Source organism: Megasphaera sp. AM44-1BH (genome assembly GCF_003467125.1).
In the GTDB taxonomy this organism is placed as follows: domain Bacteria; phylum Bacillota; class Negativicutes; order Veillonellales; family Megasphaeraceae; genus Megasphaera.
Map to the genome: position 1 here is coordinate 79,899 of NZ_QSFA01000005.1, position 13,968 is coordinate 93,866.

15 protein-coding genes are annotated in these 13,968 nt (G+C 46.9%); all 15 read left to right on the forward strand.

Annotated features, from left to right (window positions below; genetic code table 11):
- Positions 1-276 precede the first annotated feature (276 nt).
- The 15 genes from glyA to DW949_RS05495 all read left to right on the forward strand — a co-directional run bounded on the left by glyA (position 277) and on the right by DW949_RS05495 (position 13,954).
- On the forward strand, positions 277-1,533 hold the full coding sequence (gene glyA / locus DW949_RS05425) for a serine hydroxymethyltransferase (protein WP_118022229.1): 1,257 nt from the start codon (positions 277-279) through the stop codon (positions 1,531-1,533).
- Positions 1,534-1,618: 85 nt separating this feature from the next.
- A complete protein-coding gene (locus tag DW949_RS05430) occupies positions 1,619-2,431 on the forward strand; it encodes a formate/nitrite transporter family protein (protein WP_118022230.1) in 813 nt (270 codons plus the stop codon).
- A 46-nt stretch (positions 2,432-2,477) separates the two neighbouring features.
- A complete protein-coding gene (locus DW949_RS05435) occupies positions 2,478-3,059 on the forward strand; it encodes a 5-formyltetrahydrofolate cyclo-ligase (protein WP_118022231.1) in 582 nt (193 codons plus the stop codon).
- A gap of 12 nt (positions 3,060-3,071) precedes the next feature.
- A complete protein-coding gene (locus DW949_RS05440) occupies positions 3,072-4,580 on the forward strand; it encodes a histidine kinase (RefSeq protein WP_118022232.1) in 1,509 nt (502 codons plus the stop codon).
- 19 nt (positions 4,581-4,599) lie between these two features.
- Positions 4,600-5,295: a response regulator gene (locus DW949_RS05445; RefSeq protein WP_118022233.1), complete on the forward strand. Its 696-nt coding sequence runs from the start codon at positions 4,600-4,602 to the stop codon at positions 5,293-5,295.
- A 308-nt stretch (positions 5,296-5,603) separates the two neighbouring features.
- Positions 5,604-6,158, forward strand: coding sequence for a GTP cyclohydrolase I FolE (gene folE, locus DW949_RS05450; RefSeq protein ID WP_118022234.1), 555 nt, complete (start codon positions 5,604-5,606; stop codon positions 6,156-6,158).
- A gap of 1 nt (position 6,159) precedes the next feature.
- The gene (locus DW949_RS05455) at positions 6,160-6,363 is read left to right on the forward strand and encodes a hypothetical protein (protein WP_118022235.1); all 204 of its coding nucleotides are present in this window, start codon (positions 6,160-6,162) and stop codon (positions 6,361-6,363) included.
- Positions 6,341-6,631 carry a hypothetical protein gene (locus tag DW949_RS05460; RefSeq protein ID WP_118022236.1) on the forward strand — a complete coding sequence of 97 codons (291 nt, stop codon included), beginning with the start codon at positions 6,341-6,343 and terminating at the stop codon, positions 6,629-6,631. Before DW949_RS05455 ends, DW949_RS05460 begins: the two co-directional genes overlap by 23 nt.
- A 120-nt stretch (positions 6,632-6,751) precedes the next feature.
- A complete protein-coding gene (locus tag DW949_RS05465) occupies positions 6,752-8,422 on the forward strand; it encodes a formate--tetrahydrofolate ligase (RefSeq protein WP_118022237.1) in 1,671 nt (556 codons plus the stop codon).
- Positions 8,423-8,436: 14 nt separating this feature from the next.
- Positions 8,437-9,048 carry a cyclodeaminase/cyclohydrolase family protein gene (locus DW949_RS05470; protein ID WP_118022238.1) on the forward strand — a complete coding sequence of 204 codons (612 nt, stop codon included), beginning with the start codon at positions 8,437-8,439 and terminating at the stop codon, positions 9,046-9,048.
- Positions 9,045-9,920, forward strand: a complete 876-nt coding sequence (locus DW949_RS05475; protein WP_118022239.1) for a bifunctional 5,10-methylenetetrahydrofolate dehydrogenase/5,10-methenyltetrahydrofolate cyclohydrolase — start codon at positions 9,045-9,047, stop codon at positions 9,918-9,920. Before DW949_RS05470 ends, DW949_RS05475 begins: the two co-directional genes overlap by 4 nt.
- A gap of 1 nt (position 9,921) precedes the next feature.
- Positions 9,922-11,217 (forward strand): folylpolyglutamate synthase/dihydrofolate synthase family protein, encoded by a 1,296-nt coding sequence (locus DW949_RS05480; protein WP_158570642.1) that lies wholly within the window; start codon positions 9,922-9,924, stop codon positions 11,215-11,217.
- Positions 11,207-12,076, forward strand: a complete 870-nt coding sequence (gene folP, locus DW949_RS05485; RefSeq protein ID WP_118022241.1) for a dihydropteroate synthase — start codon at positions 11,207-11,209, stop codon at positions 12,074-12,076. Before DW949_RS05480 ends, folP begins: the two co-directional genes overlap by 11 nt.
- Complete coding sequence (gene folK / locus DW949_RS05490; RefSeq protein ID WP_233539501.1) at positions 12,066-12,563, forward strand: 2-amino-4-hydroxy-6-hydroxymethyldihydropteridine diphosphokinase; 498 nt, start codon at positions 12,066-12,068, stop codon at positions 12,561-12,563. The genes folP and folK overlap by 11 nt, the downstream gene beginning before the upstream one ends.
- A 38-nt stretch (positions 12,564-12,601) precedes the next feature.
- Entirely contained in the window at positions 12,602-13,954 is a 1,353-nt protein-coding gene (locus DW949_RS05495) for a D-serine ammonia-lyase (RefSeq protein ID WP_118022242.1), read from the forward strand.
- The last annotated feature ends 14 nt before the right edge of the window (positions 13,955-13,968 follow it).

Sequence of the window (13,968 nt, forward strand, 5' to 3'; positions counted from 1 at the left end):
TACCTCCTAAATATCTATTCCTTTACAATAGTAAATAAAACTCTTGATTACTGCAGTTCCTGACTGCTCTTATAGTATAGCCGAAAAATAGAAAAAATGTTGTTGTATATGCAACGGAACGGAAAAAATCTGATTTTTATGTGGAAAGAATCAAAATTGATAAAAAGAAGTACAATTTGCATCATACAATTGATGTTGCGCGTATGGTACGATTGATATGTCAAATAGACATCGAAAAAATGAGAAGTTCTAAGACATTGAAAAGGAGAGAGAAGTATGTTAAAACACACGCGCGTAACAGATCCGCAACTGTATCAGCTTTTGGAAGATGAACTACATCGTCAGGAAAAAAACATCGAAATGATTGCTTCTGAAAGTACGGCTCCATTAGAAGTCATGGAGTTGACCGGTTCCGTTTTTACCAATAAGACCCTCGAAGGGTATCCGGGAAAACGATTCCAGGCAGGTTCAGAAATTGCCGATGAAGTTGAAAAGTTAGCAAATGAACGGGCTAAAGAATTGTTCCATGCAGATCACGTCAATATTCAGTCTTATTCTGGTTCCACGGCAAACTATACTGTCTATGCAGCCATTCTTGATCCCGGTGATAAGGTTCTCAGTATGCGCCTTGATCAGGGTGGTCATCTGACTCATGGATCTCCTGCCAACTGGGTCAGCAAAATGTATCATTTTGAATTTTATGGTGTAAACAAAGAAACAGAGCTGATTGATTACGATGCGTTGGAAGAAAAAGCCAAAGAATATAAGCCGAAACTGATTGTAGCAGGTGCCAGCTCCTATCCCCGGCTGATTGATTATAAGCGGATTGGCGAAATTGCCAAAGAAGTAGGTGCTTATTTTATGGTAGATATGGCTCACGTAGCGGGATTAGTTGCAGCCGGCGTTATTCCGAGCCCGATTCCGTATGCTGATTTTGTAACATCTTCGACTACGAAAACCTTTATCGGACCTCGTTCCGGTATGGTATTCTGCAAAGCCGAACATGCCAAAACACTGGACAAAGGTACATTCCCCGGCTGCCTGGGTTCTATCCAGCTGCATACGATGGCAGCAAAAGCCTGGTGCTTCAAACATGCTCAGAGCGATGAATACAAGGCCATTATGAAACAAATCCTTGTCAATGGCAAGACACTGGCCAAAGAACTGGCTGATCATGGTTTCCGTGTCGTTAGTGGCACAACGGATAATCATCTGGTTCTTGTGGACCTGCGTCCGAAAAATATTACAGGAAAACTTTTCCAGAATGCCCTGGATAAGGTAGGCATAACGGTAAACAAGAACCAGATTCCCTTTGATCCGGCGTCCCCGTTTGTGACTAGTGGTGCCCGCATCGGTGTTACGTCTATTACACAGCGCGGCCTGAAAGCACCGGAAATCCATGAAATCGTAGAAATCATGGATCAGGTTTGCAAAGCACCGGAAGATGAAGCTAATCTGGCGGCCTGCAAGAAACGGGCAGAAGCACTCATTTCCCGCTTCCCCCTGTACCCGGCTGGCAGTTTTGATGACTAATTGTGTCAATCCATCCCATAAATAATCCATATTGTTTTGAATATACCCGCGTTTTTTAATGCGGGTATATTTATAGGAGGTACTTATGCGTAATGCCCAGGAAATAGCGGCTGCCTATATTCAGGCAGGAGAGCAGAAGAGTACCATACCGATGGTACGCATGCTGCTTCTCAGCATCCTTGCTGGAATGTTTATTGCACTGGCCGCTGTAGGGGCTAATACAGGTGCGAGCCTGATTGGAAATGCAGGAATTGCCAAACTCATTTCAGCTCTTATTTTTCCGGCCGGCCTTTCCATGGTCGTATTGGCAGGATCGGAATTATTTACCGGTGATTGCCTGATGGCTATGTCCGTCTGGTCGGGACGGATCCGACTGCGCGAGTTGTTACGATGCTGGTGTATCGTATATATTGGAAACTTTGCAGGATCACTGGCAGTAGCCTTTTTGATGTTTTCCTGTCATCAGTTTTCACTTTTTTCCAACGCTGTGGCTGTGTATACGATTCAGACAGCGGCTGCCAAGACGAATCTTTCGTTTCTTTCTGCTTGTATTGATGGAGTTTTTTGTAATTTTCTCGTTTGTATCGCCGTATGGATTGCTATGGGCGGATCAACCGCGACAGAGAAATTGGCCGGTCTGTATCTGCCGATTTTTCTCTTTGTCCTGGCAGGATTTGAGCACTCTGTTGCAAATATGTATTATATACCGGCAGGCTTATTTGCCAGTTGGGATTCTTCTTATACAGCTTCTGCTCTTTCAGCAGGGATTAATTGCAGCTCTTTGTCCTGGAGCCGGTTTTTCTTGTCTAATTTACTGCCCGTGACGATAGGGAATATTGTGGGTGGTACTGGACTGGTCGGTGCTATATATTGGAAAATTTATGTATCCAAAAAGTAAATGAATATGATAAGCTTATTATACAAAACAAAGGAGGAATACTATAATGATACAAGACCTGATGGAACGAAAAAAAGAACTTCGGAAGGAAATCAAAACACGGGTGGCACAATTGTCGGAAGACTACTGTCAAAAGGCTGATGCTACTATCCGGGCGTATGTCCTGTCCCTGCCGGAATACCAGCAGGCGCGCCGTATTTTCTGCTATGCCGGTACAGCTTCAGAAATTCAGACGCTGCCCCTGATTGAGAAGATGCTTTCGGACGGCAAAGAGGTTGGCGTGCCTTACTGTATTTCTTTAGGGAACATGGAAGTCCGGCAGATCCGTTCCCTGTCCGACCTGAAGCCCGGGCGGTATGGCATACTGGCACCGGGAGATGACTGTCCCGTTATGGCACCGGACACCATCGACCTGGGTCTGATCCCCTGCTGTACGTGCAACAAAAAAGGCCAGCGCCTGGGGTTTGGCGGCGGATTCTATGATATCTATCTCCATGCCAGCCAGTTTACCCGTGTTATTTTATGCCGGGAACAAATTATGACAGAAGTCATTCCTGTAGAAGCACACGATGAACAGATGGATGTAGTCGTCTCAGAAACAGGGGTTATCCGTTTAAAAACGACGTAGGAATCAGGTGATATGATGGAAACACAGAAAACGAAATGGGGTCAGATTTACTGGCTGCATACCCCACAGGCCCGTAGCAGCCAGTCTCTTTCTGTAGGTATTTCGGAAATTCTGCCGGGACAGCATCAGCTGCGCCATGTCCACTACGGACAAGAGCAGTTCATTTATATACTGCAGGGAACATGCCAGTATACCATCAATGGCACTCCGCGCATATGTCATGCCGGCGATTCTGTGTATTTCCCGCCAAATGCCGAACATGAAACGAAGACCATGGGCAATGAACCTTTGCGGGAACTGATCATTTATAACTCTGTCATGTATCATCCGGCAGGTTTTTATGAACAGAGCCATGATGCCGATGTGGAACAGAGGCTTTTTGACAATATCCTTTCCGTTGTAGTAGAAATCATCCGCTCTACTGTGCTGGAACCGCTGCGGATGCCGGTTACCCTGACAGATAAAAACGGGCAGTTGATCTGGCAGGGTAACCATTTTTCTGAGTATTGCCGCTATCATTGCGATATTGGTGATGAAAATAAGCATTGTCCCTGTCTGGAAACGGAACATGTTATCTGCAATGGAAGAGAAGAAAAAGAGTATACCTGCCCGTATGGTCTGACCGTATTTTATGTCCCTGTCCTGTTTCATCAGCAGTATATAGGTTCTGTTACAGGAGGACATATCTTTTTTTCGGAACGTTCCGGAACCTCTGCCATGGGAAAATTGTACGATATGCCACTGAGCTCAGTCATGAGCCTGCGGGGACTCTTAAGACAGGTCGTACAGAATATACACGATATGTGTGAGTTTTACGTATCGCGGCAGGAACTTCTGGAGAAGAATGAACAATTGACCCAGTCCAGACAGGCTTTGGGAGAGGTCAATGACACGGTGACGAATCTGAAAATCAATCATCATTTCCTCTTTAATACGCTGAATTCCATGGCAAGCATGGCTGTCAGTGAGTCTGGGGAAGCGTTGTATGATGCCATATTGAATCTGGCAAAATTTTTCCGCTATACGATGACAGATAATTTGCGGTTTGTACCACTTAAATCAGAACTTACATATCTGCAGACGTATCTGGATCTTCAGAAATTGCGTTATCAGGAACGGCTGACTTATACTTATGATATTGCCGATCATACAGAGGAGACGGCAGTGCCGTTTAATTTCCTGCAGCCTATTGTAGAAAACGCCTTTACTCATGGATTTAAAAATTTAGTCAGCGATAAGCGGATCATCCGTATACAGTCTTTTTATACTGCTCCCTATGTGGAAATCAAGATATATAATAATGGTACGCCTATTGAAGAAGCGACACGTAAACGCGTATTGCGCAGTATGCGCAGCCAGACCGGGCACGGGATGTCTTTTATTTATGAAAAGCTTCATTCGGCATACGGGGAAGATTTTGTTCTCGATTATCTGCCGGAGGATGGAGGCACTGTAGCATATATCCGCCTTCCTTTTACGGCACAATCTTCTTCACCACAAGGGCTTAGTGGTAGTGAGTAATGACAGGAGATGACGCTATATGCTGCATGCGATCATTGTTGATGATGAACCGGCTGTAGCTGCTATTATCAAGCATTTCATAGAAAAAGACTGCATGCCTGTGACAATCGATTATATAGCCAATAACGGCAAACAGGCCCTTAACTATATCCGGCGCCACAACCCTCAGCTGGTTTTTCTGGATATCCAGATGCCCATTATGAATGGATTTGAAGTAATGAAAGAGGCACCGGATACAAGATATGTCATTATTACGGCCATTGAATCTTTTTCCTATGCACAACAGGCGTTGCGCCTGGGTGCCAGGGATATTTTATTAAAACCAATTGATCATAAGCAACTGACACAGGCTATTATCCGGGCTGTGGGATGGAAATTTACCGATAATGGGACGATTAACACTCTGCTCGAATATATTAATGAACATTACGCGGAAAAAATAGAATTAAATAAGCTGTCAGAAATTGTTTATGCGACTCCAAGCCATATTGCGCGTCTGTTTAAAAAACACATGGGGATGAGTATCATTACCTATGTCCATCAGGTACGGATTGAACGGGCCGTGCAACTCCTCGATTCCGGTACATGCAGCATAAAGATGGCCGCTGAAATGACTGGATATGAAAGCCTTAATAATTTTTATAAATACTTCAAGCTTCATATGCATATGACTCCATCTGCCTATTGTTCCCAGATAGAAAAACACAAATCCTGATTTTTAGATATACCCGTATTTTTAACAGGTATCGTACCTGCGCCCGTTATGCAGGTACGATACCTGTTTTTTATTTTCCAGTCATACAATCCAGCCGGATATGTGCTGATACTGCTGTGTAACCGGCTGATAATTTTCCCGTATGAGCCAACCTGCTGGTCATTAGCCAGTTTTGGCAATTGTGAAGGCCGTTTGTATCAATTTTGATATAAGAGTTGTCAATCTTCAGCATATATTGGTAAAAAATGGCAGGTTACAATAAAGACGGTTAGTATTTACCGTGTTTTGTTTATGATGAGGTGATAAATATGATTGACCATGAAAAAGTAAAGCAGGCTGTCCGGTTATTTTTGGAAGGCATTGGAGAGGATATAGAAAGAGAAGGCCTGCGGGAGACGCCAGACCGGGTTTCCCGCATGTGTGATGAGTTATATGGCGGTAAAGAAATGGATGTAGCTGCATATTTGGAAAAGACGTTTGCTGTAGAAAAGAATGAACTGGTCGTAGAAAAGGATATTCACTTTTATTCTACTTGTGAACATCATATCCTGCCATTTTTTGGTACAGCCCATATTGCCTATGTACCAGATGGAAAGGTAGTCGGTCTGAGTAAACTGGCCCGTACAGTAGAAGCCTTCGCCCGGCGTCTGCAGCTGCAGGAGCAATTGACCGTGCAGGTTGCTGATGCTCTCATGCAGTATCTGAAGCCCCAGGGTGTACTGGTTATGATAGAAGCAGAGCATTTGTGCATGACCATGAGAGGCATAAAGAAACCGGGAAGCCGTACGGTCAGTATTGTCAAACGCGGCGTATTTGAAGAAAAACCAGAATTGACACAGCTCTTTTTTCAGATGGTGAAGTAATATGGACCGGGTAAATTTGATCTGGCATCATCCTGTATATCAGGAGTTGTATACGGCGCTGCAATGGCGTGAAAAAGACCGCCTGTTCTGTCGTCATGATATGGAACATTTTTTATCCGTGGCACGGCTTATGTGGATGTATACTCTCGAAAATGGATGGCATCAGAAAAAAGATGTCCTTTATGGGACGGATCATGCAATATGATTATGGCGAACCGCATGACATAGCGGGTGCCCGCATTGCCCGGGAGATACTTATGACTCTTCCGCAGGCGGACCGGTATACGGCTGACGAAGAACGGCTGATGATAGAGGCCATTGCCTGTCATCGCAGAAAAGGAGAAAATCCGGCGGGCAGACTGTCAGAGCTGCTCATCCAGTGTGATAAGGAAGCGCGCCTGTGTTTTCAGTGTCCCGTAAGGAGTCAGTGCAAATGGCCTGAAGAAAAACGGAACGAGGAAATACGATATTAATACAGGATACGATATCAAAATCCATATAGAATGAAGCAAATATCAGCATATCACTATAGAAAATGAAATGATACTATGAATACATAGAAAAATAAATATGTTATTTCGTCATAGGAAAGGATGTTTATCATGACAGATATTGAAATTGCACAGCAGACAGAAATGGAACCGATTGTAAAAGTAGCCGGACGTATCGGACTGGATGCCGACGAACTGGAATTATACGGCAAATATAAGGCTAAGATTGATTACAAAGACTTTAAGGACAGACCAGATAAAGCCAAACTCATTCTGGTGACGGCAATTACACCGACCCCTGCCGGTGAAGGCAAGACAACAACCGTAGTCGGCCTGGGAGATGCATTGAATAAACTGGGCAAGAAAACCATCCTGGCCTTACGGGAACCGTCTCTGGGACCCGTGTTTGGCGTAAAAGGCGGCGCAGCCGGCGGCGGGTATGCCCAGGTTGTTCCGATGGAAGATATCAATCTTCATTTTACGGGTGATTTCCATGCTATTGGCATTGCGAACAACTTGCTGGCGGCTATGATAGACAATCATATATTCCAGGGCAATGCACTGCATATTGATACGCGGCGTATTACATGGAAGCGTGTTGTTGATATGAACGACCGGCAACTCCGGCACATTACCTGTGGCCTGCAGGGCAAAACGAATGGCGTTCCCCGTGAAGACGGATTTGATATCACCGTTGCATCAGAAGTCATGGCAATCCTCTGCCTGGCTACCAGTCTGGCAGATCTCAAAGAACGGCTGGGAAAAATCATCATAGGATATACGCGGGATGAAGAACCGATTACAGCTGCCCAGCTGCACGCAGAAGGGGCTATGGCAGCAGTCCTCAAGGATGCCATCAAACCAAATCTGGTGCAGACACTGGAACATAATCCTGCATTTATCCACGGTGGTCCTTTTGCCAATATCGCTCATGGCTGCAACAGCATCATGGCGACTAAATTAGGATTGAAACTTGCCGATTACGTCGTTACGGAAGCCGGTTTTGGTGCTGATCTGGGAGCGGAAAAATTCCTCGATATTAAATGCCGCAAGGCTGGTATCCGCCCGGATGCCGTCGTAATCGTTGCGACTGTAAAGGCGCTTAAGATGCATGGCGGTGTAGATAAGAAACAGCTGAATGGAGAAAATGTAGAAGCGGTCCGTAAAGGCCTGCCCAATCTTCTGAAACACATTGAAAACATTACCCGCGTATTCGGACTTCCGGCTGTAGTAGCCATCAATAAATTCCCCCAGGATACGGAAGAGGAACTGAATCTTATCCGCACGAGTTGTCAGCAGGCCGGTGTCCATGTCGCATTGTCCGATGTCTGGGGCAAAGGGGGAGCCGGTGGTATCGAACTGGCAGAAGAAGTGATCCGTCTTGCCAATACACCGAATCATTTCCAGTATCTCTATGAAGATACGATGAGCATTAAAGATAAAGTAGAGACAATCGTCCGGAAAGTCTATGGCGGTGCCGGTGTCGATTATACAAAAGGAGCTTCGAAAGAAATTGCAAAATTAGAAAAACTGGGCTTTGGTAATCTTCCTGTCTGCATGGCCAAAACACAATTCTCCTTCTCGGATGATGCCAGCAAAATCTGCCGGCCCGAAGGATTCCGTATTACAATCAAAGATGCAAAGGTATCGGCCGGTGCAGGATTCATCGTCATTTATACCGGAAATATCATGACGATGCCGGGGCTTCCTAAAGTGCCGGCGGCTGAAAAAATTGATATTGATGCCAACGGCAGAATTACTGGCTTATTTTAAGGCAGGTGTGAAGAATGCAGGACATGACATGCTCGACGTTTTTACAGGCTCTCGCGTCCAAAGCGCCGACTCCAGGGGGAGGCGGCGCAGCTGCCTTCACCGGTGCCCTGGGGGCAGCTCTGGGAGCCATGGTAGCCAATCTGACACTGGGGAAGCAGAAATATGCTGCTGTCCAGGACGATATAGAACGGCTGGAGGGACAGTGCAGGATTCTTGGAACAGAAATGATGGACCTTATCGAAGCGGATGCCAAAGGATTCCAGCCATTGGCAGATGCTTATAAGATTCCCCGGACCCGGGAAAACAGGGATATTCTGCTGCAGAAAGCGCAGGAAGAAGCGTGTCAGGCTCCTCTTGCGATTATGCGCAAAGGATTGGAAGGACTGGCATTGCAGCAGGAGCTGGCCGAAAAAGGGACGGTTATGGCTGTCAGTGATGTCGGCGCCGGAGTACAGCTGTTCCGTTCTGCCATATTAGCGGCATCTCTCAACGTTTATATTAATACACGGACAATGAAAGATCGGCAGGCAGCCGCCAGACTCAAAGAAATGGCAGAACTCATCGAAAAAGATAGTATAGTCCTGGCTGATCATATCTATGATACTGTAAGGAGACGATTACAATGAATGTACTGAAAGGAAAAGCGGTAGCTGACAGCATGGCTGTAGCTATGCGGTCAGCTTTAAATCAATTGCCGGTTACCCCCTGTCTGGCGATCATCCGCGTGGGCGAACGGCCCGATGACCTGGCCTATGAACGGGGAGCACGGAAACGGATGGAAAAAATCGGCATTCAGTGTCAGATAGTGGCATTGCCAGAAACCATTGGTAAAGAAGAATTTTTAAAACAGTTCCGGCGTGTCAATCGGGATCCGGATGTCCATGGCATACTGATATTCCGCCCGTTGCCGGAACACCTCCGTGATTGCGGCGTGGAACAGATTATAGATCCGCTGAAAGATGTAGATGCTATCAGTCCACAGAATACAGCACGGGTCTATCTCGACGATAAAAGAGGATTTGCTCCCTGCACGGCAGAAGCCGTATTGGAAATCATTGATAGCATTCATTACGATGTACGGGGGAAAAAAGTTGTTGTAGTCGGATGCGGCAATGTAGTAGGCAAGCCCTTATCGGTGCTCCTGTTCAATCGTATGGCCACGGTTACGGTATGCAATGAATTTACACAGGACCTGAAGGATGAGTGCGCCACTGCCGACGTGCTTGTTTCCTGTGCTGGTGTCCGCCGGCTCATTAAAGGGGATTATGTGCCGGACGGCTGTATTGTCATTGATGTCGGCATCAATACGGACGATGATGGGACTCTGTGTGGCGATGTGGATTTTGACGCGGCAGCCCCGCATGCCAGCTATATCACCCCTGTTCCCGGCGGCGTAGGGGGCGTCACGACGAGTGTTCTTGCCAAACATGTCATCAAAGCGGCCGTTTTGCAGCAGGAACGGCAGGACCCTTTTGATAATCAGATGGGAGCTCATTGATATGAATTATGAAGAAGCGGTGGCCTTTCTCGACGCACCTAAATACAATACGATACGGCCAGGGCTGGAACCGATGATTCATCTGATGGATCTGCTGGGAAATCCCCAGGATTCTCTTCGTATCATCCATATTGCCGGTACAAATGGGAAAGGTTCGACAGCAGCGTATATCAGCCAGATTCTGCAATGTGCCGGGTACAAGACCGGGTTGTATACATCACCATATATTGAACGGTTTACAGAACGTGTCCGCTGTGATGGCAGGGAAATATCACCGCAGAGTCTGGCCCGCCTCACTAGCCGGGTCTATGAAGCCGTACAGCAGATGGCTGCCAGAAAACAGCTGCTGCCGACTGCTTTTGAACTGATTACGGCTGTCGCATTCCTTTACTATGCCGAAGAACACGCGGATTTTGTCGTCCTGGAAACCGGACTGGGTGGGCGGCTCGATGCGACGAATATTATTCCCTGCCCGGTCCTTTCGGTCATTACGGCCATTGATATGGATCATACAAATCTCCTGGGAGATACACTGGCAGCCATTGCAGGGGAAAAAGCCGGTATCATCAAGCCGGATGGGCACGTTGTTTCGTATGAACAACGACCAGAAGCGGCGCAGGTCATTCAGAGACGATGCCAGGAACAGCAGGCTTCTCTGGACATGGTTAATTTGTCCCGAATCTGCATAAAGAAACAAACTCTGGAAGGGCAGGATTTTTCCTATGGGACCGATGATACCTATCATGTTTCTCTTCTGGGTACGTATCAGGTGTATAACGCGGCGACGGCTATAACGGCGGCCCGCTGTCTGCAGCGGCTGGGATATGCCGTTTCAGCTCAGGCTGTCTCGGATGGGCTGGCGAAGACGCGGTGGCCGGGGCGATTGGAAATAGTTGGGAAGAACCCGCTGATTCTCATAGATGGAGCCCATAATCCGCATGGCGTCCGGGCATTGCGGCAGAGTTTGGAACAACTTTTCCCGCAGCAGAAATGTACGTTTATCATGGGAGTGCTGGCAGATAAGAACTATTCGTCGATGATAGAAATCATGCGGCCATTGATGCGGCGGGCCCTGACGGTGACACCGGCATCAGAAAGAGCTCTTTCAGGGGATACGCTTGCAGTTCTGTTGCGGAAAGACGGTGTAGATGCCCAATCGGTTTCTTCCATAGCAGAGGCTGTGGAGTATTGCCGGAAAGAATTCCGGGAAGATGTAATCTGTGCCTTTGGTTCTCTGTATTATATTGGCCAGGTACGGGCCTATTGCCTGAAAGCAGGTGACCATAATGGGACGTAACATACGGGAATACCACTGGATTGATGGAAAGTCGCTTGTTGTAGGAAAAAAGACGCTGGTCATGGGAATCCTGAATTTTACCAGCGACTCTTTTTCTGACGGGGGATGCTGGAATACGGTGGAAAAAGCATTGAACCATGCCAGAGAAATGATTGCGGACGGAGCCGATATCATTGATTTGGGCGTAGAGTCATCAAGACCCGGCTTTACGCCTGTTCCGGCCAGTGAAGAAATCGGACGCTTATCGCATATATTGAAGCCATTGCTGAAAATGAGCTCTGTGCCCGTTTCCGTTGATACTTTTAAAGCAGAAACGGCTGCCTATGCGCTTCGGGCAGGTGCTCATATCATCAATGATATATGGGGATTGCAATATGCCGATGAACCAGGACGCATGGCAGAGGCCATTGCGCCTTATACAGCGCCGGTAATCGTCATGCATAATCAGAAATCTACTAATTATACATCCATGATAGATGAAATGAAAGGCTTTTTTTCGGTATCGGCCCGGATTGCAGCCGATGCTGGGATTAATGAAAGACGGTTGATTATGGACCCTGGCATCGGGTTTGGCAAGACGGCGAGGCAGAACATCTATGTGCTGCGTCATCTTCACGAGCTGACTATGCTGCCATATCCTGTGCTACTGGGAGCCAGCCGGAAAAGTTTTATTGGGCGGATTTTAAAAAAGGATGTTACCGACAGACTGGAAGAAACCTGTGCCGTCTGTGTAGCTGGTGCCCTGGCAGGATGTGATATTGTACGGGTCCATGATGTACGCCCTGTGGTACGGATGTGCCGTATGGCTGATGTGCTCAGTGGGAAAAATCCGTTGCAGGAGCCGTTGGATGATGACTAAGTATTACATCGGTCTGGGTTCGAATCTGGGAGAACGGCAGAATTTATTGCAGGAGGCAGTCCGCCAGCTGGGCCTCCTGCCGGAAATACAGATACAGGCTGTCAGTCATATGTATGAAACACCGCCATGGGGAAAGACCGACCAGCCTCCCTTTCTGAACGCCGTTGTGAAAATCAGGACGGACTGGCAGCCGGAACAACTTTGTTCAGCATGTCAGCATATTGAACAGATGCTGGGGAGAGTACGCAAGGAAAAATGGGGAGCGCGTACGATTGATCTGGATATTCTATGGGGGGATGACGTATGCTGTCATAATGAACGCCTGACGATACCTCATCCTTATCTGAAAGAGCGGGCTTTTGCTCTTATACCGCTACAGGAGCTGGCACCAGATCTGGTAATAGATGGACAAGCTATCGATGTATGGCTGGAAAAGACGCGGGATAGAGAGAATATACGTTGTACCGGCCTTTTCAAGAGAGAATGACCAGGCATGTATCCTGGAATAAATTCATGGAGGGTAATATGGAAACAGTAATTGCAGGAAAAACGAAAAAAGAATGGATAGCCCAAATACCATTGTTGCAGGATGTAGTAGATCTGAAAGAAGTATTCTGGGTGAATCCGGAATTGCAGTCCGTCAAAGGACGGACCATTCATCAGGCCTTGGGGATGGCCGATATTGAAGATGCAGAACGGCGGTTGGAACGCTTTGCACCGTATCTGTCAAAGGTATTTCCTGAAACCCGGCCGGCCAAAGGCATCATCGAATCGGAATTAATGCCTATACCGGCTATGCAGCAGGCAATGGCGGAATGGTACGGGCAAGATATTCAGGGTGCGATGTATCTGAAGAAAGACAGCCATCTTCCTATTTCTGGTTCTGTCAAAGCCAGAGGCGGCATTTATGAAGTACTGAAAGTGGCAGAAGAAATTGCCATGAAAAAAGGCATGCTATCTTATGAAGATGATTATTCCATCATTGATAGCGACCGTTTTCGTCAGCTTTATTCCCAGTATACGATTGCTGTAGGTTCTACAGGAAATCTGGGCCTGAGCATTGGCATCATGAGTGCCCAGCTCGGATTTAAGGTACATGTGCATATGTCGGCAGATGCAAAACAATGGAAGAAAAATCTTCTCAGACAGAAAGGTGCTGTCGTCATTGAATACAAGAGTGACTATGGCAAAGCCGTTGCCGAAGGGCGGAAGCAGTGTGAGGGCGATCCGATGAGTTATTTTGTCGATGATGAAAATTCGACGAAATTGTTCCTGGGGTATGCTGTAGCAGCAAAACGGCTTCAAAGACAGCTGCAGGAAAAACATATTCCTGTTGATGCGGACCATCCGCTATTCGTGTATATCCCTTGTGGTGTAGGGGGCGCACCGGGTGGCATTACGTTTGGACTACGGACTGTCTTTGGCGATTTGGTTCATTGTTTTTTTGCTGAACCGACTCATGCTCCGGCTATGCTCCTGGGCCTTATGACGGGTAAGCATAACGGTGTCTCTGTACAGAATTTTGGAATTGATAATATAACCGAAGCAGACGGGCTGGCAGTCGGCCGGCCATCGGGTTTTGTAGGGAAAACATTAGAGCATGATATAAGTGGCGACTTTACAGTACAGGACCAGCCGTTGTATCAACTGCTTCACCTGCTGGCTGATACGGAACATATCTATCTGGAACCGTCAGCATTGGCCGGAATGCGGGGCCCTGTACTGATTCAGCATACAGCAGCAGGAAAACGATATCTGCAGGGACATCATCTGACAGAGCATATGGACCAGGCTGTCCATATCGTATGGGCAACTGGTGGCGGAATGGTACCGGAAAATATAATGAAAGACTTTTATCAGCGTGGAGCGCATAAATAGATTTTCTGGTATGT